Genomic DNA, 20,789 nt, shown 5'->3' with positions numbered 1-20,789 from the left:
CTTTCCTCCTCAGTCGCGAATCGCATTGGCTATCGTTGCAGCCTTGACGGCAGCCGCCTTTATAGCATCAGCATCCGCCCCTGTGACGTTAACATTCTTCGTGACCTTCGCCTCGTAGCTCTCGCCGCGCACGATGTCCGCGAGGTCGATGCCCGTCGCCGCCTTGACTGTCTGAAATGTCTTCGCCATGACGAGCGGCACGTTGTCTGCCATCGGCTCGACCGCAGAGGCACTGCTGCCGCCGATGATGGATACATTGCCGATGCGCTCAAGCGGCTTTGCCACTTCCGAAGCGATCTGCGGCAGAATCTCAACGATCATCTGCGCCATAGCCGCCTTGCCGTATTTCTTCAGCGCTTCTGCCTTGCGATCCATCGCAGCGGCTTCCGCCTCGCCTTTCGCCTGAATTGCGGCAGCTTCAGCCTCGCCCTGCGCCTTGATTCCTGCCGCTTCCTGCTCTGCCGCATAGCGCGAGGCCTCCGCCTCAGCCTTCTTCGCCTCCGCCTTGCGCTGCGTTTCATAGAGCGCGGCTTCCGCTTCACGCTGACGCTTGGCAAGATCGGCAGCCGCCTTCTGCTCGACGGCATACTTTTCTGCGTCCGCCTGCTTCTGAATCTGCGCCGCAAGCTCCTGCTCACGCACGGACACCTGCTGCTTCTTCAGCTCCTGCTCACGCTCCGCCTTCGCGATCTGCGCGTTGACCGTAGCGGCCTGAACGGATTTCTGCTGCTCCTGCGCCTGAATTTCGTAGGCTGCATCCGCCTCCGCACGCTTGATATCGGACGCCCGCTTAAGCTCCGCCTGCCGGATGGCAAGATCGGTCTGCCTCTGGGCAATCTCAAGATCCGCCTCGACCTGCGCATCGTTCGCTTCCTTCTGCGCCTGCGCCTTGGCCACAGCGACATCGCGCTCCGCCTCGGCGCGCGAGATGGCCGCGCGTTTCTTGATTCGCGCCGTGTTGTCCGCACCGAGGTCGACGATGAGACCATTGTTGTCCGTGACATTCTGTATGTTGCAGGAAATGATCTCGATGCCGAGCTTCTTCATATCCTGCGCCGCCTTGTTGACCACTTGATCAGAGAAGCTGTCACGATCCGTATTGATGGCTTCCAGCGTTAACGTACCGATGATCTCGCGCATGTTGCCCTCAAGGGAATCCTGCAGATCCTTCGCGATCTGTTCTCCCGTGAAGTTCAGGAAGTTCCGCGCTGCAAGCTGCACGCTCTCCTCGTCGCGCCCGACCATGACCTTGGCGACAGCATCGACATTCACATTGATGTAATCGTTCGTCGGCACGGGTGTCTCCGTCTTGATGTCCACAGAAATCTGCCCGAGGAAAAGCTTGTCCATGCGCTCAAAGAAAGGGATGCGCGCTCCGCCCCGCCCGATGAGGATACGCGGGCGCTTCTTGATGCCGGAAATAATGAGTGCCGTCGACGGCGAAGCCTTCACATAGCCGCCTGCTAAAATCGCCAAGAGCACGACGACCAGCACAACGGCGCCAACAATTCCTCCGATAAATAAGATTCCCATACACTTCGCGACGCATCGCACAGGCAAGGCGCCGCTTTCACCTCCTTGAAAGCAGCACAAAAGGATATGGCGGGAAAGGACATCGTCCTTTCCCGCCCTTCTATTTTATTGTACCATGAACCTTCAAGAACTCAAGCCCTAAAGGTACAGCGCGGATCGAATAAATGCACCGCATCAGCTCCGACATCATGCAGCAGCCCGCCACGCCGGCTTCGATGCAAGCGTCGAGCTTGTCCATGCCGATGCCGCCGAGCGCGAATACGGGGAGCGGCGACGCCTTGCAGGCGGCGGCGAGGGCGGCCGTGCCGAGAGGGGCAACACCCGGCTTGCACGCCGTGGCGAAGATGGGACTGAGCGTCGCGTAGTCTGCGCCAAGGGCGGCGGCTTCGGCAAGCTCGGAGGCGGAGTGCGCCGATGCGCCAACGAGCTGCACAGCGCCCGCTTGCGGCGCTGACCGCCGCCCGCTCGCCGCTCGCCATTCGCGCAAGGCATCGAGCGGCAGATGGATGCCGTCCGCGCCGAGTTCTGACATCACGCCGAGCGCAATCCGACCGTGCGCGAGACACTTCTTGCCGCCCTTATGCGCGATGCGTGCGACCTTTGCGAAAAGCATCCGATACTCCTCCACGTTCAAGTCCTTTTCGCGCACGATGATCCAGTCCACCAGCTCCATCGCGGCGACGCACTCGATCTGCGCGAGGAAATCGCCCTCGACCAGACGGCGATTCGTGATGCATGCGATGATTCTTCCCCTATACATAGACGTAATCGTTCAGCACGGGCTGCAGACCGCCGCGCGAGAGTCCTGCGTACATCTCAGCGAGCGAGCGAGCGTCGGCGATTTCAAACTGCTCGTCACCCGCCGCCCGCGCTTCCTTTCCCTCGTACTTCTCCTCGTGGTCGCCGATGCCCGTCGAGACGCCCGCCGACACCTTCGTCGCCGCGATCTTCACGATACCGTCGCGAAAGCTCGCCGATTCGCGCGAGGAAACCGTGATGCCGACATAGGGCAGAAAGATGCGATAGGCGCATAGCACTTGGCAAAGCTCCCTTTCGTGTACGTCGCGCGGGTTGATTCCCGCATTGTTGACGATGGGGCGAAGCCTTGGACAGGAGAGCGAGTATTCGACATGCGGATATTTGCGCTGCAGGAAGTAGACGTGCAGCGCCGTCGCCAAGGCGTCGCGCCGAAAGTCGGCGAGTCCCAGAAGAGCTGAGAAGCCGACGCCCCTCATGCCGCCGAGGATGGCGCGTTCCTGCGCCTCGAAACGATAGGGAAAGACGCGCTTTCGGCCCGCGAGGTGAAGCTCCTCGTAGCGCACGGCGTCATACGTCTCCTGAAACACCGTCACATAGTCCGCACCGCACTCGTGCAGATAGCAATAGTCCACCGTATTCACGGGATAGATTTCGAGTCCGACATTGCGGAAATGCCGCCGCGCCAGACGGCACGCCTCGCCGATGTAGGCGATGTCGCTCATCGCGGGGCTTTCGCCCGTCAACAGCAAGATCTCCTCGATGCCCGACGCCGCGATGACCTCCATCTCCCGCGCGATCTCCGCTTCCGTGAGCCTTCGGCGCACGATGTCGTTGTAGCGATTGAAGCCGCAGTAAATACAGTAATTGTCGCAGTAATTCGCAATGTAAAGCGGCGTGAAGACGTAGACCGTGTTGCCGAAGTGACGCCCCGTCTCCCGCTGGGCACGCCTCGCCATGCGTTCCAAAAAGGGCGCGGCGGCAGGAGAAAGGAGCGCCGCGAAGTCCTCGATGCTGCACCGCTCGTGCGCGAGAGTACGCTCGACGTCGGCGGCACTGTAAGCGGCAGGATCGTACTCCGCTGCCGCAGAAAGCACCTTTTCGCGCACATCGGAATCAATCCGCTCCATATCGCTCGCATACGCCATGACGTCCGTGCGGCTCGCCGGATCGTTTTCCAGCCGATGCTTCCTTTCAAGCGCCGTGCCGCTCAAGCGCGCCGAATCTATGAAGTAGCTTGCATCTTCTCTCATCTCGTCGCCTCTTCCTCGTGCAGAAATCCCGTCAGCGGATCGGAAGCGGCCGCGCCGCGCTCTAGGACTCTCCCAAGTCCCGCAAGATACGCCGCGCGCCCTGCCTCGATCGCCGACTTGAACGCCCCCGCCATCCGCGCCACGTCGCCCGCCGTCGCGATCGCCGTATTCGCCATGACGGCGGCAGCGCCGAGTTCCATCGCCTCGCACGCTTCCGACGGCCTGCCGATGCCCGCATCGACGATGATCGGCACGTCGATCTCCTCGACGAGAATCTTGATGAACGCTTTCGCCTGCAGCCCTTGATTCGAGCCGATGGGAGCGGCGAGCGGCATGACTGCCGCCGCTCCCGCCGCCTCAAGGGCACGCGCCGCATAGAGGTCGGGAAACATGTACGGCAGGACGGTAAAGCCCTCAGCGGCAAGCAATTTCGTCGCGCGAACCGTCTCCTCGTTGTCCGGCAGAAGATACTTCGCGTCGCGCATGATTTCCACCTTGACGAAGTCGCCGCAGCCAAGCTCGCGCGCCATGCGTGCGATGCGCACCGCCTCCTCTGCCGTGCGTGCGCCCGACGTGTTCGGCAGGAGCGTCACATGCTCAGGAATGTAATCGAGGATACTCTGCCCTTCGCGCGTATTCGTGCGCCGCACGGCGAGCGTCACCATCTCCGCGCCCGCATTTTCCACGGCGGCGCGGATGAGTTCGAGCGAATACTTGCCCGAGCCGAGGATGAAGCGCGAGCGGAACATTTTGCCGCCAAGCTTCAACATGTCTTCCCCTTGCTTCTTTTCCATACGATTTCCCCCTTCGCCCTCCCTTTGGGAGAAGCCTTCCCTCCATCAACAGCGCACCCACGCAGAAATGCTGTGCGCCCGCGCCGCATCGCCTCAGCCGCCGCCGACGAAGCTCACGATCTCCACGACATCGCCTGCCGCAAGCCGCACCGATTCATACGTCGCCCGCGGCACGATCTCGCCGTTTCTCTCGACGGCGATGCGTGCGGGCACATAGCCGGCTTCTCGCAGATAGTCCAAGAGCATCCTGCCGTCCGCCGCAGTATCCTCGCCATTGACCTTCACCATCTTCATCCCTCCCAAAAAGAAAACCGCACACGCCAAAGTGGTGTATGCGGTCAAAATCGCCCTCTATTCCCTACGTTGGCATGATCCAAATCAGGTTTCGGGTCGGAGCGAAAAGCTCCCTCTCAGCCCATTCGTGGACTCCCCTTTTGCAATATTCATTATAGCGCAGTTGTGGAAAAATGCAAGGAAAATTCGCCCTAAGGCAGCAGCCACTTAAGTTTTCCTCCCAAATAAACGAATAAATCAAGGGAAGAAGTCTAATCTTTTTTTAATGAGGAGGGTCATCATGCAGATATCCAGATTTTTGATGTCGCCCGTCCCGCATCGCCGTGCTGCAGGCGGCATGACTGCTGCAGCCATGCAGAACAAAACGGAAAATCTCGTGCAGTCGTCCAACGGCGCTCCTGCTGCAAATCCTGCCAGCTCGAAAAAAGCTAATCCCTTGGAGGAAAACATTTCACGCTTGCAGGCACGCATCGAAGAAGTCAAGGGCAACGACGAGATGCGCCCGGAGGCGAAGGACGCCCTGCTGAAAACGATGATGCAGCAGCTTGCCGATTTGCAGAAGCAAATGGCGGAAGCGATGCGGGCGGACAAGAAGAGCGAGGACGAAAGCGATGCGTCCGGCAGCGCTCGTGACCGCTTCGGCACGGCGAGCGTCCAGGACAAAAAGGTCGACAAGAAGAGCCGAGAAGATGCACGCCTCGCCGATCTGCTTTCTGCAGGAGCATCGCTGCAGCAGTCGAAAGAGAGCGGCGCGTTCGCAGCAAAGGCGCAGTCGGCAGCACAGCGCATGGAGCGCGAGCTTGACTATGCGACAAACCATCCCATAGAAGCGCTTCGGCTGACGAATCCGGAGGCCATGCAAAACAGGCAGAAGGAACTCGCTTCACTGCAGCTCGGCATCAACCAGATGCGAGCCGCGCAGGCGTACGGAGTCCAGGCAGCCAACGCGCCGGCATCCGACGCCCCTGCCCCTGCCGAGGACGCAGATGCGAATGCGAGCGCGGCTCCTGCGGCGAAAGCCGCAGAGGACGGCCAAGAGGTGACGATGTCCTCCGACAAGAACGTGGACGACGAGATTCAGAAGCTCAAGGCCAAGAAGCAGCAGATGCAGGCGCAGCTCGCCGAAGCAGCCTCACCCGATGAGAAGGCGGCGCTTCAGCAGCAGCTGCGCCAGTTGGACGCACAGATCAAGAGCAAGGATTCCGCTGCCTATCGTCAGTCGCACGCCCACTACTGGCAGGCATAGCGTACGAAATGCAAAATACGAAAAGGAGCTGTCGCAAGCATGTATGACAGCTCCTTTTTGCATCCGATAGATGCGCCGCGTTCCACGCAACATGACAGCAACTATTCTCAAGAATCGAAATATCCTCTAGCTATCGGCTAGGAAACATGATATAATCTAGCCAGTAGTAAGGTGTTTTTCGTATGCGGCTCTGCCGTATACTCGCCCTTACATGGAACCAATCAACCGGCTGACTTCTGTCGGCTTCTTGGGAGTTTCCCTGTAACAAAGGAGGTTTTTGTATGACCATAACGAAAGATATGGGCATCGGAGAGGTTGTCCAGAAATATCCCGCCACCGTTCCCGTATTCATGAGTGCCGGCATGGGTTGCATCGGCTGCGCCGCCTCGCACTTCGAGAACATCGAGCAGGGTGCACTCGCGCACGGCATCGACATCGACGCCTTGATGAAGGGTCTGAACGAAGCTGTCACCGCGGGCTGATTTGCACGAAAAAAACTGCCGCAAGCCAGAAGGCTTGCGGCAGTTTTTTCATGCGTTTCCCAAGCAAAGAGGGCTGCTCCAAGAAGCGAAATCTCGCTTTTCGGAGCAGCCCCTCTTGATTCGTTTCTCAGTTGTCCGCCCAGATGGTCTTCATCGTATCGCCGAAGGTCTCATCGAGGTGCTGCAGGATGACGTCGAGAATCGTGCGCACGATGTCCGGCTCGAATCCCTCGTCGGAGGCGGGCAGGCAGGCATCGAGGACGAGGCTGCCGTCTTCCACCGTGTAGTACTTGAACACCTTGTAGCGGCTGTTCATCTCGTTGATGTATGCTGCGAGGTCGCTCTCGTTCTTCTCGTTGACGACCTTGCTGCCGACGATGACGCGCACAATCCCATAGATGGAGGCGTCAAGGATGACGATGACGGGCAGGAACTGCCCCTTGATTTCCATCGAGGAGCGGTAGAGCACCGTACCGTACTCATCGCCGACTTCCTGCTTCTGGAACGCCTGAATGTCAAGCTCCTTGAGCATCGCGTCAAACTTCGCGGCTTTTTCGGATTTGACAGCTTCCGCAGTCTCTACTGCCTCTGCTGCCTTTGCTGCCTTCGCCGTCTTCTTCGCGCCTTTCGTTTCTACCTCGAGGTTTTCTTCTTTTTCTGCCATGTGAACTCTCCTTTTCATTGTGGAAGGATTGTGCTGCCCAAAGGTTCGTCAACACATCTTTAACATTTGCGGAAACCAGGTTTCCTGCTCTCAAACATCGCTTAACGGCGCTTTTTCAAGAAAGCGCCGTGCAAGGATGATGGCAACAAAATCATCGACAGGCTCGGGCGGCACGAGCATCGAGGCGGGCAGAAGCCTCCGCCAGCCACGCGGCGGACGTGCCTGCCAGTACGCCCGCTTCGCCATGTCCGTCGTACGGTACTCGTCGACAAGCACCACGCGCAAACCAGGCACGGCCTCTTCTATGCGTTCCTTCGCTTCCTTGCTCGTCGTGCCGTTTCCAAGCACAAGAACAGTAAACGCATACCTAGAATGTTTATCGTTGATTTCACGCGCAAGATTAAGCGTCTCGATCACTTTTTGGAAAAGCACCACGCCGTGTACATCGAGAACCGCAATCCCGCACTTCTCGCGACCGGGATCGACGGCGGCGAGCGTCCCGTTCTCCATCATTCGGCTGCTCGCTCAACCTTGATGTTGAGCCGCAGAGGACCGAGTGCATCGGTGTCATCTCGCGCATAGGCGGAGAGGAGGATCATGCCGTAAAGCGGTTCGAGTGTCTGCATGATGCCATACATCTGCTCACCATCGATGACGCCGACCGTGCCGCGGATCGGATCGGGCAGAATGCCGTGTGCCGAAGCAGCGGCATTCACGCGCTTCAAGAAGTCCATGACGACTTCCTGTGATGCCTGCGCACCGCCCGTACCCGTCAGACGGTACGATTGCGCGAGGATGAATTCTCCCTGCCGATAGACGATGCTGTTCGGATGCAAGTCGAGGGCGGCGCGCACGGCTTCGCCGCGCACGAGATTGCCCGCTGCGACGATGCGCACGACCATATCGCCCGGGCCTTTAGCTATGCGTGCGACGGCGTCATCGACCTCGGGCGAGTAGACCCAGATCTCGCCGTCGGGCAGATCTTTGCCGAGGTGTGCTGAGACGTTGCGGCTCGCGAGCTGTGCGAGTGCAGCGACATCGGCGCGCACATCGTCCTCGGGCCGTCCGCCCTTGATGACGCCCGCCGCGATGACCTCGCCCGCGCGATAGACGATGTCGCCCTCGCGGATGATCTCAAGCCCGCGGCGCAGCTCCTGCGTGCGCGTTTCCAGCGCCTTCTTATCGCCGGCAAGCTGCGCGTTGCTCGTCGCAAGCGCCGCATTCTCCGTGCCAAGCGTTTCGTTCGCCGCACCGAGCGCATCGTTTTCTGCCGCCAGTGTACGGTTCACCCCATCGAGCGCAGTGTTTTCCTTTGCGAGCTCATCGTTCTTCGCTGCGAGCGCACGGTTGCCCGCAGAAAGCTTTTCGGCTTCCTCTTCTAGTGAGCGTACACTGCCCTTGAGATCGGCAAGCGCCTTGTCCGCCGCCGCCTGCTCGGCGCGCGCCGCCGTAAGTTCGGCCGACGCATCCTTGAGCTTTTCCTCCGTTTCCCGCATCGAGCGGTTGAGCTGCTCCATGCCGAAGAGCGCCGTGCGCACGTTTTCTGAAGCGGCGGCAAGGATGATGAACGTCAGCGTCGTGATGACGAAGCCCGTGACGATGGTGACGATAGTCGACGTATGACGCGGCCTGAGGCCGAAGAGTGACAGACGCTTCTTGCCGACCTTCGTGCCCACGCGGTCGCCGATGACGGCGATGGCGCCGCCCGTGATGATCAGCACGAGTATCAAGACGATCCCGTACATCAAGACATGCTCCTTTCTCTCCCGAGAGTTTTCCCCTTTATGGCGGGAAAATCCGCCTCTTTCTTGTCAGTGCGCCGCCTCGCGCATCAGGTACGCTCCGATGAGAAGACCCGCGACATTCGGCAGCCAGACGGCATAGGCGGGGTTCAGCGCGCCCGACTGCCCGAGCGCCCCCGCGAGCGTCATGAGAACATAGTAGCAAAAGAAGATCAAGAGGCTCAAGCCGATGCCGCGCGAGGAGCTGCTGCGCGTCGGCTGGATGCCGAGCGGCACGCCGATGATGGCGAAGACGAGGCTCGCCATCGGAATCGTGATGCGCTGATAAAGCTCCGTCTCCAATTTCTTCGTATCGACGAACTGCGTGCGCATGAGTTCGATCTGCTGACGCAGCTCCTTCATCGTCAGCTCCTCCGGCTTCTTCTGCTCACGCACGATGCGCCCGGGACCAGCGTTGATGGGCAGCACCTGCTTGTCGAAGCGCATCGTATGCTCCGACTTGCCGCCGGAAACCTCGTAGATCGCTCCCCTATACATCGTCCACTGCGTGCCCTCCCACTTCGCATAAGCGGCATCCTGCACGTACTTCGTCTCACCCTGCTCGAACGACTGCAGCGTCACGCCTTCGAGCGTTTCCGTTGCAGCATCGTAGCGACGCGCATACATGAGGCGCTGCATCTCGCCGTCCTTGATCTCCTTGATAACGATGTGATCCTGCGACTTGGGTGCGGCGTTTCCCTGAATCTCGTAGGCGATGACATTCTCATAGGCGTTGTTCGCTCGCGGTACGACATGCTCCGTGAAGAGGATGGAAAAGATGCTGACGACGACGCCGAGCACAATGACGGGCGCAGCGATGCGGTAGAAGCTCACGCCGCACGACTTCATCGCCGTGATCTCGCTCGAACTCGACAGCCTGCCGAACGTCAAGAGTGCCGCCAAGAGCATCGACATGGGAAATGTATAGATGGCGATAGCGGGCAGGCTAAAGATGAACATCTTTACGACAGAGCCAAACGATGCGCCGTATTCCGTAATGTACTGTGCGATGCGAAAGAGTGTGCCTGAGCCAACGAATACGGCAGACGTGCCGCATATACCGAAGAAGAAGGCGAGGCAGACCTCACGAAAGATGTATTTGTCCAAAAGTCGTATCTGCATAAGGACGCTCCTATAACGTGAAGTTGTCGCCAAGGTAGAACTTGCGTGCGAGATCGCTCGCAGCGATGGTCGCACTGTCCCCTTCGAGGAGGATCTTGCCGTCGTTCAGGATATAGGCGCGATCGACGATGTGCAGCGTCTCGCGCACGTTGTGATCGGTGATGAGGATGCCGATACCTCGCTTGCGCAGATACGCGATGATCTCCTGTATGTCGGCGACGGCGATGGGATCGACGCCTGCAAACGGCTCGTCGAGCAGGATGAACTGCGGCTCGATGGCGAGGCAGCGCGCGATCTCAACGCGGCGGCGCTCACCGCCCGAAAGCTCCGTGCCGAGACGGTTACGTACATGGCCGATGCGGAACTCCGCGAGCAGATTCTCCATCTTCTCCCTGCGTTCCTGCGCGGAGAGCTTCGTCATCTCCAGGATCGAGAGGAGATTTTCCTCGACGGTCATCTTGCGGAAGATCGAGGCTTCCTGCGCGAGGTAGCTGATGCCGAGACGCGCACGCGCATACATGGGCATGCTCGTGATGCGCACATCGGAAACGAAGACATCGCCCGAGGTCGGCCGCTCAAGCCCCGTAATCATGTAGAACGTCGTCGTCTTGCCCGCGCCGTTGGGCCCTAGAAGCCCGACGATCTCGCCCTTGTCGACGCGCAGGGACACATGATCGACGACACTGCGCCGCTTGAACGTCTTGACCAGATCTTTCGCTTCCAGATGCAATACCCTCCACCTCTCTTCTTATATTGAATCCTTCTCATTCTACCGCAAGATTGCCCGTGTTGGCAAGATAAACCGTCAGATGCTTGCTCTTGAGCATGTTATTTCCCTGATATGCCCAGGCGTTGCCATCGAGCACGCACTTGCCCTTGCCGTCCTCAGCTTTGGCAAAGTAGTCGACCGTATCGCCGCCGCCCTCGAAGCTTCTCGGCGGACTGACGACATGCACGTTGCCCGTGCCGCGGTAATGCTCTTCTGTCAGCCAGCCTTCCATGCGATCTGCCGTGAAGGTGCCGTCCGCCGTCGTCATCGTGCCGCCCGCCGGAACGAGCATGTAGTTCGCCGACTGCGTAAATTCGGCGCGCGCGCCTGTAAACGTCTTATCCGCCTTCACGGCACGAACGTCACCTTCCGCGACGTAGCGATCCTTATCAAATACAGAGAGGCTTGCAGCAGTCAGACAAAGATCATCCTTCGTGATCTCTGCACCGCCCGTCGCATGGATGGCGTCGGCAGATTCGAGCGTCACGGTCTGTGCCGTCAGACGCATCGCATCGCGCACAGCGATGACGCCGCCCGTGATCTCGCCCTGCTGTGTCTTCGTGTTGTAGCTGGCTCTCGCCCCTGTGATGGTCGCCGTGCCTCGCTTCAATGTAATGCCGCCCTCCGCCGTGATCTCGCCCGTCGCCATGTCGTAGCTGACGCTCTCTCCCTCCAAGGACGATGGCTCATCCGCCGCCTGCAGCGTCCCCATGTTCAGAGCTGCAGCCAAGGCGGCAGCTACGAGTGCAGCCTTCCCTTTTCTCTTCCTCAATTCGCTCCACTCCCCTTTTCAATCCGCGCCTTCTTGCCTTCCTTGCCACTCGCCGTGAACTTCGCGAAGCCGTCTGAGCTTTCGATGCGCTCCGCGCTCACGCGAAGCTTCTCTTTATCCTGCGTGAGCAGGACGTCGCCGACGGCGGCGAGCGTCTCCTTTTCTGACGACCAGATGACCTCTCGGCTCGTCAGGTGTATGCCGTCCGATGTCTCGATCCTCACGCCGCCGTCGACGGTAAGATCCTTAGACGTCAGATCATAATGAGCACGAGGCGCAGTGAACTTCAGTTCGCGCCCGCCTTCCTCATGAAAAACGCCTTCGATGTTTCTCGCCTCTGCCGCCTTGCCATCAGCATCCGCCTCGATCGATTCCGCCGTCAGCTGCCAGACGGTACGCCCGTCCTTCTCCAAGCTCAGCGTATTTCCCTCATAACGCAACGTGCGCGCAGGATCGTTCAAGGCCGGAACCTCGGGAACGGAGAGCACTGCCCATGCGAGTGCAGCGGCGAAGAGGGCTGCGGCGAGGACTGCGAGAAGAGTCTTCCTATGCTTCATCTTTCCCTCCTTGCAGCATCGCGCCGTGGCGCTTCTCCTTCTTCATCTCAGGCGGCGTATTCCAGCGTTTCTGAAACCACAGCCACTGCGTCGGATTTTCGCGGATGACCTCCTCCATAAGGCGCGTCATGCGCACGGTCAGGTCGTAGAGATCCTTTTCCGTATCGCCCGTGTCGACGTACTCCATGCGCTCATAGACGCGCACCGTATGCTTGCCGTCGGGGCGGCGCAGGATGAACGCGGGAACGACGGGCGCGCGAAACTTGCGCGAAAAGACGGCAGGTCCCAAGGGCGTCGCAGCCGTCTTGCCGAGAAACTCGATGAAAGCGCCGCCGGGACCTGCATCCTGATCAGCGAGGAAGCCGAGGATCTTGCCATTCTTCAAGGCGCGCCCCGCCGCCAAAAGTTCGCTCGTGCCGCGCGAAAAGATCTCCGCACCGATCGTCGCACGAAGATCATCGAGGACGCGCGAATACTCGGCATTCGGCTGCGTCTTAGCGATTGCCGTGACGGGCAGGCCCGACAGTGAGAAAGCGGCGGACAGCCACTCCCACGTGCCGATGTGACCCGTGAGGACGACGACGCCGTGCCCTTCGGCTAGCGCGTCTTTAAGGCGCTCCAGGTGCTCGATCTCGATGTATTCATGCAGGTTCTCTCGGTTGAGCTTCGGCATGTAGAGAATCTCCAGCATGTTTTGCGCGAGGTTCACGAAGGAGGCGCGCACGATTTTCCGTGCTTCCTTCTCCGAAATGGAAAGCCCCTGCATCATCTGGCGCACGGCACGCTCGCGCTGCTTCTTGATGATCATATAATAGAGCCTGCCGAGCAGCGCGCCGAGTAAGAGCAACGCTCCGTGCGGCAGGAAGCGCAGCGCACGGCTCAGCGCCATTAACGAGTTGTAGAGCATGAACATTCACCTGCTGTCTTCAGATATGTGAGATCTCGGGCGCACGCGCGCCCACCTCATAGAGTGCTGCGTGCCCTTGTCAAAGCTGTCACTGCGAGACGTTTGCGACCTTCGCCGACGCGGTGAAGCGTGCGACGACGTTTTCCCAGCGCCTCTGCGCCTTCAGAAGGAACTCGATGATCTCGCGCACAGCTCCCTTGCCTCCCGGCTTTCCGGACACAAGGCATGCGAGTCTCTGCACCTCGGCCACCGCATCAGCGGGCGCGGCAGGAAAGCCGACCTGCGCCATAACAGCGAGGTCGATGAGGTCATCGCCGACATAAGCGACCTCATCATCTTGAAGACCATGGCGCTCCTTGATCTCAGCATAGGCGCTACGCTTGTCGGCGTGCCCGAGGTAGACATCCCCGATCTTCAACTCGGCGGCACGTCGGGATACAATGGCAGAGTCGCGCCCTGTGATAATCGCCGTACCGAAACCTTCGTTCTGCCACTGGCATATGCCGAGACCGTCGCGCACATGGAACGGCTTCATCAGTTCGCCCATCTCACCCGTATAAATGCCGCCATCCGTCAGGACACCGTCGACATCGAAGATGAGGAAGCGCACGCGACGCGCACGCTCCATCGCATCTGCAGAAAGAATCATTTAGACCAGCTTCCCTTTCACCACGTCGTAGATTGCCAGCACTTCCTTCAAGAGCTCTTCGAGCTTGTCGAGGTAGAGGCTATTCGGGCCATCGCAGAGCGCCTCCTCAGGATTGTCGTGCACTTCCATGAAAAGTCCGTCGACGCCAGCGGCGACGGCGGCGCGTGCCAGAGGCTCAACGAATTCGCGGTTGCCGCCCGACGACGTGCCCGCGCCGCCCGGCAGCTGCACGCTGTGTGTCGCATCGAAGATGACGGGAGCACCAAACGTGCGCATGATGGGAAAACTGCGCATGTCGACGACGAGGTTATTGTAGCCGAACGAGGCGCCGCGCTCCGTCAGAAGGATGTCAGAGCAGCCGCCTTCGTGCAGCTTGTCGACGACGTTTCCCATGTCGCGCGGCGCGAGGAACTGCCCCTTCTTGACGTTGACGACGCAGCCGGACTTTGCCGCCGCGTAGATGAGGTCTGTCTGGCGGCACAGAAACGCAGGGATCTGCAGCACGTCGACAACCTTCGCCGCAGGCGCGATCTGCGACTCCTTGTGGACGTCGGTCACGACGGGCACATCGAGCTCTTCCTTGATCGCCTGCAGCATTTCGAGTCCCTTCTTGAGCCCCGGGCCGCGGAAGCTGTTGAAAGACGAGCGGTTCGCCTTGTCGAACGAGGCCTTGAAGATGTAGGGGATGCCGAGCCTCGATGTGATTTCCTTGATCGTGCGTCCGATCAAAAGGCAGCGCTCCATCTCCTCAAGGACGCACGGCCCCGCCATGAGCACGAGCGGGCTTCCCCCGCCGATCGTGAAATCTCTGACCTTCACCTTGTTCATCATCATAGTACCGCCTTTCTCTTAGGGAGTCACGGATAAATTCAGTCGCCCAGCCTCACACATCCGAGCGACTTCATTTTATCAGGGTTTCTTTAAAAATGCTTAAAGATTCGCTGATAGATTCTTTGCACCGCACCGCGTTTGCCCGAAACACATTTATCTCTTACGCCAGCCCCTGCTCACGATAGATCTTGTTCACGAGCGCAAGGTCTTCCGGCGTATCAACGCCGACGAAGCGGCAGTCCGTTTCCAGCACGCGGATGCCATAGCCGTTTTCCAGCGCCCGAAGCTGCTCCAGCGACTCCGCCCTCTCCAAGGGCGTCGGTTCAAGGCGCGCGTAGCGCAGCAAAAAGTCGCGTCGATAGGCGTAGATGCCGATATGCTTGTACACGGGGCCAGCCGCTGCACGCGGATAGGGCACGAGCGAGCGCGAGAAGTAGAGTGCGTAGCCAAGCTTGTCCACAACGACCTTGACGTTGTTCGGATTGAGCTGTTCCGCCGCGTCTTCCATGCGCGTCATGACAGTCGCCATCGGCAGGTTCTCATCCATCTCGAAAGGCGCGATGAGATCGTCGATCACGGCCGGCTCGATCAGAGGCTCGTCTCCCTGCACGTTGACGATGAGGTCGACCTCAGGGTACGCCTCTGCCACCTCAGCGAGCCGATCCGTGCCCGTCGGATGGTCGGCACGCGTCAGGAGCGCCTCGCCGCCTTCCGCTCGCACGACATCGTAGATGCGCTGGTCGTCCGTCGCCACGATCACCTTCTCGGGCTTTTGCGCGCGGTTCGCACGCTCCAGGACGCGGCAGATCATGGGTTTGCCGCAGACGTCGGCGAGTGGCTTGCCTGGCAAGCGCGTCGACGCATAGCGCGCCGGAATCACGCAAAGTGTCCTCATGTTTCTTCTCCTCCCTTTCGCAAGGCAGCGATCCTTTCCTGCAGATGTGCGGCGAGCATATCCTGAAACTCCTCTGCCCCCTCCTGGAACGTGACCTCGACGCAGATGACGAATACAGGGATCGGCACCTTCGCCTCGATGATCGTCAGCGGGATCTTCACGGCATCCTTCTCCGTGATGACGATGGCTTCCGCCCCGAGGGAGATCGCCTGATCGAGGACGTCCTGCAGTTCCTTCGTCGTGTACTCATGATGGTCGGGGAAGCGCAGGCTCTCGACAATCTTCGCGCCAATATCGAAGAGCGTCTGCTCGAACGACATCGGATTGCCGATGGCGGAGACCGCCATGACGCGTTTGCCTTCGAGCGTCTTGATGTCGACGCCCTCGCCTGCGATGTCGCGATGCCAGTCCTTGAGGTTGACGAAGCGGCGCGGCTGATGGATGCTCTCCATGATCAGCGCCTTTTCGTTGTACTTGCGTATCGTGTTCTTGATGTGCTCGCGCGAGACGCCGACCGCCTGATCGACCTTCGTCAAAAGGCACACGTCGGCGCGCTCGATGTGCGAAACAGGCTCTCGGAGCGTGCCGCGCGGCAGCATGTAGCCGTTGCCAAAGACATTGACCGCGTCGACGAGCAGGATGTCCATGTCGCGCGCGAGCTGCCAGTGCTGGTATCCATCGTCCAAGATCGCGACCTCCGCGCCGAAGTGCTCGATCGCGTACTGCCCCGTAAGCGATCGTTCGGCGCCGATGAGCACGGGCACTTCAGGCAGATGCTTGGCGAGCATGAAGGCTTCGTCGCCCGCCTCGGTCGCGTCCATGTAGAGCTTCTGCCCGTCGGAGACAATGCCGACGTCGCCGCGCCACTTCGCACGGTAGCCGCGATTCAAGATGACGACGCGATATCCCATGTCGCGGATCGCCGCCGCCAGGTACTGTGCGGTCGGCGTCTTGCCCGTGCCGCCGACCGTGATGTTGCCGAGGCTGATGACGTAGCAGGAGAGATGCTTGCGCTTGAAAAGTCTCGCCTTGTAGCCCCAGAGTTTCAAGTTCACGAGTTGGCGGTAGATGAGGGAAAAACTGTAGAGCGTCCCCATGACGACGCGCAGACAAAAGCCATCGGCATGACGGCGGCGCATGAGGTCGGTGACGTAGGTGCGGAAGTTCTCGACGCGCTCCGTCGTGCGCACCTTGCCCGCGCTCTCGCCCTGTTCGAAGTCCTCCAGGAAGTCATGCAGGAGCACAGCCGTCTTTCGGGATGCGCCCTTGTTCTCGCCGATGATGGCGAGCGTCTCGCGCTCCATGCGCCGCCTTTCCCCTTCGTCCTCGAAGAGTCTGCAGACAGCTGCAGAAAGCTCCTCTCCATCGTGCACCGTGATGCAGGCATTCCTCTTTGTAAAGAGTACATGCGTATCCTTGAAGTTGAACATGTTGTGCCCGACGACGATCGCCTTGCCGTGCGCCGCAGGTTCCAGGATGTTGTGACCGCCGTGCGCGATGAGGCTGCCGCCGACGTAGATGACGTCGCCGATGCTGTAGACCCTGCCGAGTTCGCCGATCGTATCGAGGATCACGATGTCGTGGCCTTCGCTCGGCTCTTTCAGAAGTTCTGTACGGCGCGCGACGGAAAATCCCTTGTGCCTGCAGAGCGCAGCGACTTCCGTCGTGCGCAGAAGCTCTCTCGGCGCAATGATGAGCTTGGCCTCGGGGAACTTTTCCCGAAGCGCGGCAAATGCCTCGAGGACGGGCGTCTCCTCGCCCCGATGCGTGCTGCCCGCGAGGAAGATGCCGCCGCCCTTGCAAAGCCCCATCTCACGCAGGAGCTTTTCCTTCTCCGCAAGGCTCACGTCCGTGTACGTCTGATCGAATTTCGTATTCCCCGTGACGGTCACAAGCTCGGGTGGTGCGCCGAGGCGCATGATGTACTCGGCGTCGATGGGCGACTGCATGGCGAACTTCCGAACCGTGCCGATCATGTCATCAAGGACGCTGTGCAGATGCTTATAGCGCTTGACGCTCTTGTCGCTGATGCGCCCGTTGACCATCATGACGGGAATCTTGAGCTTCTTCGCCGTCCGCAGGAAGTTCGGCCAAAGCTCCGTCTCGACGGGCATGAAGACGCGCGGATGGATGCGGCGCAGGATGCTGCCGGCGCGCCACGGAAGATCGAGCGGGAAGTAGATGATGCTGTCCGCATCCTTGATGATGCGATTCGCCATCTCGTACCCCGCCGTCGTGACAACGGATACGAGGATCGGGCTCTTCGGGAATTCCTTGTGGAACTCGCGGATCAGTGGGCTGGCGGCGACGATCTCGCCAACGGACGCCGCATGAACCCATATACAGTTCTTCTTCGCCACCTTGTCGAGCGCGTGCTCAGGAAAGAAGCCGAGGCTCTGGCGCACGCGCTCGACGAAGCCGCGCTCACGCACCGCGCGAACGAGGAACACGGGTATGATGAGGACGACGGCGAGGATCGCCGCGAGATTATAGAGTAACCGCATATTTCCTCTCCTTCATGTAGCGGGCTGCAAAGCTCCTTCGCCCTTCTTCTCGCCTTCTCCCTCGCCTCGGAACTGGATATTGTAGAGCGTGCTGTAAAGCCCGCCCGCCGCCAGAAGTTCCGCATGCGTTCCCTGCTCGACGATGCATCCTCCGTCGATGACGTAGATGCAGTCGGCGTTGAAGATCGTCGACAGCCGGTGCGCGATGGCAAAGGACGTCCTGCCCACCATGAGCTTGTCGAGCGCCGCCTGCACGATCTTTTCGCTCTCCGTATCGAGCGCCGACGTCGCCTCGTCGAGGATCAGGATGCGCGGATTCTTCAGGATGGCGCGTGCGATCGCGATGCGCTGACGCTGGCCGCCCGAAAGATTCAAGCCGCGTTCGCCAATCTTCGTCTCATATCCTTGGGGAAGCTGCAAGATGAATTCCTCGGCGTTCGCCGCACGCGCCGCCTCCTCGATCTCCTCATCCGTCGCGTCGAGCCTGCCATAGCGGATGTTTTCGCGCACGCTGCTCGAAAAAAGCATCGTTTCCTGCGGCACGATGCCGATCTGCTCGCGCAAGGAGTCGAGCGTCACGTCGCGCACGTCGTGACCGTCGATCTCGATCACACCTTCGTTCACCTCGTAGAAACGCGGGATGAGGTTCGCGATCGTCGACTTGCCCGCGCCCGAAGGACCGACGAAGGCGACGAGCTGGCCGGGACTCGCCTCAAGCGACACATGAGAGAGCGCGGGAGCGCCCTCCTTGTAGGAAAAGGACACGTCCTTGACAGCGACGCGCCCTTCGATTTCGGGCAGCGGAACGGCACCTTCCTTGTCATGAATCGTCTCTTCCATATCAATCACGTCAAAGACGCGATCGGCCGCCGCCATCGCACGCTGCACGGTGCCGTAGATGCGGCTGATGCGCTTGACCGGGTTCGCGAGATTCACGGCATACGTCAGAAACGCAACGAGAGCGCCTGCCGTCAGATCGCCTTGCACAACCTCGTAGCCACCGATCCACAAGATAAAGGTGACCGTGATCGCCGCTAGGAACTCCACGGTCGGGGTCAGGAGACTCGTAAGCTGCACGTTCTTCATCTCAGCCTGGAAATTCAACTCGTTCTGCCGATGAAAGCGTTCAATCTCGTAGCGCTCGCGCACGAAGGACTTGACGACGCGCACGGCAGAGATGCTTTCCTGCAGAAGCGAATTGATGTCGGCAAGCCTTTCCTGTATGACGATGCCCGACTGCTTGAGCTTTTTGCCAAAAATATTCATCGCTTGTCCGACGAGCGGCACGGTGATGAGCGTGATGAACGTGAGCTTCCAGTCGAGATAAAACATGAGCACGATGGAACCAACAAGCACGGAGCTTTCTGTCACAAGCTCGATGAGCTTATCGACGAGCGCGTTCTGCAGCGCCTGCACGTCGTTCGTCACGAAGCTCATGATCTCCCCCGTCTGATGGCGGTCGAAATAGGCGAGCGGCATGCGCTGGAACTTCTCGAAGAGCGCCTCGCGGATGTCGATGACGACGCGCTGCCCAACGAAGGAAACGAGGTAGCTCTGCCCATAGTAGAATATGCCGCGGAAGAAAAAGACGACGATGATGCCACCCGCGATGAGGTTGAGCATCGCCATGTCGCGCTCCATGAGCACCTTGTCGATCATGTCCTTGATGATCCACGGCACATAAAGGTTCGCTGCCGCCGCAAGCACGATGCAGACGATGGCAAACGCCAGATGCTTCACATAGGGCCGTATGTAGTTCATCAAACGGATGTAGTTCTTCATGCTTCCCTCTCGTTTTCCCTTCCTGCGGCCGCCGCGAGCACATGCGCCGCGACGCGCACGGAAGCGCCCGGAGGTCCGAGCTGCAGCACGGCGACCTTGAGACGCGCCATGACGGAGTCGCGCTGCGGCTCGCCCTTATAGAGCTTCGCAGCTTCCTCGGCGATGCGCTCCGGCGTCACCTCGTCCTGCAGCAGTTCCGGCTCCGCCTCCTCTCCGAGGATGATGTTCGGCAGGCTGAAATGGTCGATCTTCACGAGCATCCTGCCGATGGCGTAGTTGAGCCTGCCCATGCGGTAGCAGACAACGGCGGGCAGATCCATAAGCGCCGCTTCCATGACGACCGTTCCCGATGTCGCTATGGCGAAGTCGGCGACGCCCATGAGGTCGTAGACGTGCTCCTCCGTCAGTTCGACGGGAGCGCCCGACTTTTCGATATGGCGTTCGAGCTCTTGGCGCTCGAGTCCCGGCGCGACGGGCAGGAAAAAGCGCGTCTCGGGGCGCTTCTCCTTCAAGATTTGCACCGCCTTGAGCATGTCGGGCAGAAGAAACGAGATCTCCTGCCGTCGGCTGCCGGGCAGGAGCAGCACGGCACGCTCGCCGTCCTTGAGTCCGAAAAAGGCGCGCGCCGCCTCCGGTTCCATATCAGCGCGTACGGTGTCGACGAGCGGGTTGCCGAGGAAGGAGACGTTCGCGCCCGCCGTGACGTAGGGGCCGATCTCGTGATGGAAGATCGTGACGATCTCCTTGGCGATCGCCGCGCACTTCTTCGCACGCCCCTTGCGCCATGCCCAAGCCGACGGCGGGATGTAGGAAAAGACGGGGACGCCGAGTGCCTTCGCCTTCGCCGCAAGCCGCCAGTTGAAGTCGGGATAGTCGATGATGAGAAGGAGATCGGGCTTTTCCTCGCGCATGGACTCGACGAGCGTCTTTTCCAACTGCAATAGGCGACCGAGTCCCAGGACAACCTCCCACACGCCCATGATGCTGTAGTCGCGACAGTCGCGCACGAGGCGCACGCCCGCCTCCGCCATCTTGGCTCCGCCGAAGCCGAAAAGCTCCACGTCCGGCTCCATCTCCAGCATTTCTTTCGCGAGGCGTGCGCCGTGCAAATCGCCTGACGCCTCGCCCGCCGACATCATGATCTTCATCTTGCCCCTCCTCTTCGAAAAGCACGGACAAACACCGCCCAGTCTTCACG

21 protein-coding genes and 1 riboswitch are annotated in these 20,789 nt (G+C 60.0%); of the genes, 2 read left to right on the top strand and 19 right to left on the bottom strand.

Annotation, left to right across the window (positions count from 1 at the left end; all coding sequences use genetic code 11):
- Positions 1-9 precede the first annotated feature (9 nt).
- The 5 genes from OL236_RS00660 to thiS form a co-directional block, all read right to left on the bottom strand.
- Positions 10-1,533: a flotillin family protein gene (locus tag OL236_RS00660; protein WP_265070966.1), complete on the bottom strand. Its 1,524-nt coding sequence runs from the start codon at positions 1,531-1,533 to the stop codon at positions 10-12.
- 100 nt (positions 1,534-1,633) lie between these two features.
- Positions 1,634-2,293, bottom strand: coding sequence for a thiamine phosphate synthase (locus OL236_RS00655; RefSeq protein WP_265070965.1), 660 nt, complete (start codon positions 2,291-2,293; stop codon positions 1,634-1,636).
- Positions 2,286-3,542 carry a 2-iminoacetate synthase ThiH gene (gene thiH / locus OL236_RS00650; protein ID WP_265070964.1) on the bottom strand — a complete coding sequence of 419 codons (1,257 nt, stop codon included), beginning with the start codon at positions 3,540-3,542 and terminating at the stop codon, positions 2,286-2,288. Before thiH ends, OL236_RS00655 begins: the two co-directional genes overlap by 8 nt.
- Positions 3,539-4,336 carry a thiazole synthase gene (locus OL236_RS00645; RefSeq protein ID WP_265070963.1) on the bottom strand — a complete coding sequence of 266 codons (798 nt, stop codon included), beginning with the start codon at positions 4,334-4,336 and terminating at the stop codon, positions 3,539-3,541. The genes thiH and OL236_RS00645 overlap by 4 nt, the downstream gene beginning before the upstream one ends.
- A gap of 93 nt (positions 4,337-4,429) precedes the next feature.
- Positions 4,430-4,624 carry a sulfur carrier protein ThiS gene (gene thiS, locus OL236_RS00640; protein ID WP_265070962.1) on the bottom strand — a complete coding sequence of 65 codons (195 nt, stop codon included), beginning with the start codon at positions 4,622-4,624 and terminating at the stop codon, positions 4,430-4,432.
- 50 nt (positions 4,625-4,674) lie between these two features.
- Positions 4,675-4,779, bottom strand: a riboswitch (TPP riboswitch).
- Positions 4,780-4,910: 131 nt separating this feature from the next.
- Between thiS and OL236_RS00635 the strand changes: the two genes are divergently transcribed.
- Together OL236_RS00635 and OL236_RS00630 are read left to right on the top strand one after the other, a co-directional pair.
- Positions 4,911-5,876 (top strand): hypothetical protein, encoded by a 966-nt coding sequence (locus tag OL236_RS00635; protein WP_265070961.1) that lies wholly within the window; start codon positions 4,911-4,913, stop codon positions 5,874-5,876.
- Positions 5,877-6,157: 281 nt separating this feature from the next.
- Complete coding sequence (locus tag OL236_RS00630; RefSeq protein ID WP_009646335.1) at positions 6,158-6,358, top strand: DUF1858 domain-containing protein; 201 nt, start codon at positions 6,158-6,160, stop codon at positions 6,356-6,358.
- Between the two features lie 127 nt (positions 6,359-6,485).
- On the opposite strand, the gene OL236_RS00625 is transcribed toward OL236_RS00630, so the two are convergent.
- The 14 genes from OL236_RS00625 to lpxB form a co-directional block, all read right to left on the bottom strand.
- On the bottom strand, positions 6,486-7,022 hold the full coding sequence (locus OL236_RS00625) for a YbjN domain-containing protein (protein WP_265070960.1): 537 nt from the start codon (positions 7,020-7,022) through the stop codon (positions 6,486-6,488).
- A gap of 90 nt (positions 7,023-7,112) precedes the next feature.
- Positions 7,113-7,535: a resolvase gene (locus OL236_RS00620; RefSeq protein ID WP_009646304.1), complete on the bottom strand. Its 423-nt coding sequence runs from the start codon at positions 7,533-7,535 to the stop codon at positions 7,113-7,115.
- The gene (locus OL236_RS00615; RefSeq protein WP_265070959.1) at positions 7,532-8,767 is read right to left on the bottom strand and encodes a DUF3084 domain-containing protein; all 1,236 of its coding nucleotides are present in this window, start codon (positions 8,765-8,767) and stop codon (positions 7,532-7,534) included. The genes OL236_RS00620 and OL236_RS00615 overlap by 4 nt, the downstream gene beginning before the upstream one ends.
- 66 nt (positions 8,768-8,833) lie before the next feature.
- Positions 8,834-9,925, bottom strand: a complete 1,092-nt coding sequence (locus OL236_RS00610) for an LptF/LptG family permease (RefSeq protein WP_265070958.1) — start codon at positions 9,923-9,925, stop codon at positions 8,834-8,836.
- Positions 9,926-9,935: 10 nt separating this feature from the next.
- Positions 9,936-10,655, bottom strand: coding sequence for an LPS export ABC transporter ATP-binding protein (lptB, locus tag OL236_RS00605; protein WP_265070957.1), 720 nt, complete (start codon positions 10,653-10,655; stop codon positions 9,936-9,938).
- Between the two features lie 34 nt (positions 10,656-10,689).
- Positions 10,690-11,466, bottom strand: a complete 777-nt coding sequence (locus tag OL236_RS00600) for an LptA/OstA family protein (RefSeq protein WP_265070956.1) — start codon at positions 11,464-11,466, stop codon at positions 10,690-10,692.
- The gene (gene lptC / locus OL236_RS00595) at positions 11,463-12,023 is read right to left on the bottom strand and encodes an LPS export ABC transporter periplasmic protein LptC (RefSeq protein WP_265070955.1); all 561 of its coding nucleotides are present in this window, start codon (positions 12,021-12,023) and stop codon (positions 11,463-11,465) included. The genes OL236_RS00600 and lptC overlap by 4 nt, the downstream gene beginning before the upstream one ends.
- Positions 12,013-12,930, bottom strand: coding sequence for a lysophospholipid acyltransferase family protein (locus OL236_RS00590; protein WP_198003331.1), 918 nt, complete (start codon positions 12,928-12,930; stop codon positions 12,013-12,015). Before OL236_RS00590 ends, lptC begins: the two co-directional genes overlap by 11 nt.
- Before the next feature lie 88 nt (positions 12,931-13,018).
- Positions 13,019-13,579, bottom strand: a complete 561-nt coding sequence (locus OL236_RS00585; RefSeq protein WP_265070954.1) for a KdsC family phosphatase — start codon at positions 13,577-13,579, stop codon at positions 13,019-13,021.
- Positions 13,580-14,413 carry a 3-deoxy-8-phosphooctulonate synthase gene (gene kdsA / locus OL236_RS00580; protein ID WP_413777380.1) on the bottom strand — a complete coding sequence of 278 codons (834 nt, stop codon included), beginning with the start codon at positions 14,411-14,413 and terminating at the stop codon, positions 13,580-13,582.
- A 157-nt stretch (positions 14,414-14,570) separates the two neighbouring features.
- Entirely contained in the window at positions 14,571-15,305 is a 735-nt protein-coding gene (kdsB, locus tag OL236_RS00575) for a 3-deoxy-manno-octulosonate cytidylyltransferase (protein ID WP_265070953.1), read from the bottom strand.
- On the bottom strand, positions 15,302-17,809 hold the full coding sequence (gene lpxK / locus OL236_RS00570; RefSeq protein WP_265070952.1) for a tetraacyldisaccharide 4'-kinase: 2,508 nt from the start codon (positions 17,807-17,809) through the stop codon (positions 15,302-15,304). The genes kdsB and lpxK overlap by 4 nt, the downstream gene beginning before the upstream one ends.
- Before the next feature lie 12 nt (positions 17,810-17,821).
- On the bottom strand, positions 17,822-19,591 hold the full coding sequence (locus tag OL236_RS00565) for an ABC transporter ATP-binding protein (protein WP_265070951.1): 1,770 nt from the start codon (positions 19,589-19,591) through the stop codon (positions 17,822-17,824).
- Positions 19,588-20,739 carry a lipid-A-disaccharide synthase gene (gene lpxB / locus OL236_RS00560; protein ID WP_265070950.1) on the bottom strand — a complete coding sequence of 384 codons (1,152 nt, stop codon included), beginning with the start codon at positions 20,737-20,739 and terminating at the stop codon, positions 19,588-19,590. Before lpxB ends, OL236_RS00565 begins: the two co-directional genes overlap by 4 nt.
- Positions 20,740-20,789 lie beyond the last annotated feature (50 nt).

Source organism: Selenomonas sputigena (assembly GCF_026015965.1).
GTDB lineage: Bacteria > Bacillota > Negativicutes > Selenomonadales > Selenomonadaceae > Selenomonas.
Note: the sequence above shows the minus strand (reverse complement) of the source record. Positions and strands in the feature narration are given on the sequence as shown.

Coding starts and splice junctions, on each gene's coding strand:
- OL236_RS00635 (WP_265070961.1), top strand. CDS start 4,911: ATGCAGATATCCAGATTTTTGATGTCGCCCGTCCCGCATCGCCGTGCT.
- thiH (WP_265070964.1), bottom strand. CDS start 3,542: ATGAGAGAAGATGCAAGCTACTTCATAGATTCGGCGCGCTTGAGCGGC.
- thiS (WP_265070962.1), bottom strand. CDS start 4,624: ATGGTGAAGGTCAATGGCGAGGATACTGCGGCGGACGGCAGGATGCTC.
- OL236_RS00585 (WP_265070954.1), bottom strand. CDS start 13,579: ATGATTCTTTCTGCAGATGCGATGGAGCGTGCGCGTCGCGTGCGCTTC.
- OL236_RS00615 (WP_265070959.1), bottom strand. CDS start 8,767: ATGTACGGGATCGTCTTGATACTCGTGCTGATCATCACGGGCGGCGCC.
- OL236_RS00645 (WP_265070963.1), bottom strand. CDS start 4,336: ATGGAAAAGAAGCAAGGGGAAGACATGTTGAAGCTTGGCGGCAAAATG.
- lpxB (WP_265070950.1), bottom strand. CDS start 20,739: ATGAAGATCATGATGTCGGCGGGCGAGGCGTCAGGCGATTTGCACGGC.
- OL236_RS00620 (WP_009646304.1), bottom strand. CDS start 7,535: ATGATGGAGAACGGGACGCTCGCCGCCGTCGATCCCGGTCGCGAGAAG.
- kdsA (WP_413777380.1), bottom strand. CDS start 14,413: ATGATGATGAACAAGGTGAAGGTCAGAGATTTCACGATCGGCGGGGGA.
- OL236_RS00660 (WP_265070966.1), bottom strand. CDS start 1,533: ATGGGAATCTTATTTATCGGAGGAATTGTTGGCGCCGTTGTGCTGGTC.
- OL236_RS00625 (WP_265070960.1), bottom strand. CDS start 7,022: ATGGCAGAAAAAGAAGAAAACCTCGAGGTAGAAACGAAAGGCGCGAAG.
- OL236_RS00630 (WP_009646335.1), top strand. CDS start 6,158: ATGACCATAACGAAAGATATGGGCATCGGAGAGGTTGTCCAGAAATAT.
- OL236_RS00655 (WP_265070965.1), bottom strand. CDS start 2,293: ATGTATAGGGGAAGAATCATCGCATGCATCACGAATCGCCGTCTGGTC.
- OL236_RS00565 (WP_265070951.1), bottom strand. CDS start 19,591: ATGAAGAACTACATCCGTTTGATGAACTACATACGGCCCTATGTGAAG.
- lpxK (WP_265070952.1), bottom strand. CDS start 17,809: ATGCGGTTACTCTATAATCTCGCGGCGATCCTCGCCGTCGTCCTCATC.
- kdsB (WP_265070953.1), bottom strand. CDS start 15,305: ATGAGGACACTTTGCGTGATTCCGGCGCGCTATGCGTCGACGCGCTTG.
- OL236_RS00610 (WP_265070958.1), bottom strand. CDS start 9,925: ATGCAGATACGACTTTTGGACAAATACATCTTTCGTGAGGTCTGCCTC.
- OL236_RS00590 (WP_198003331.1), bottom strand. CDS start 12,930: ATGCTCTACAACTCGTTAATGGCGCTGAGCCGTGCGCTGCGCTTCCTG.
- lptC (WP_265070955.1), bottom strand. CDS start 12,023: ATGAAGCATAGGAAGACTCTTCTCGCAGTCCTCGCCGCAGCCCTCTTC.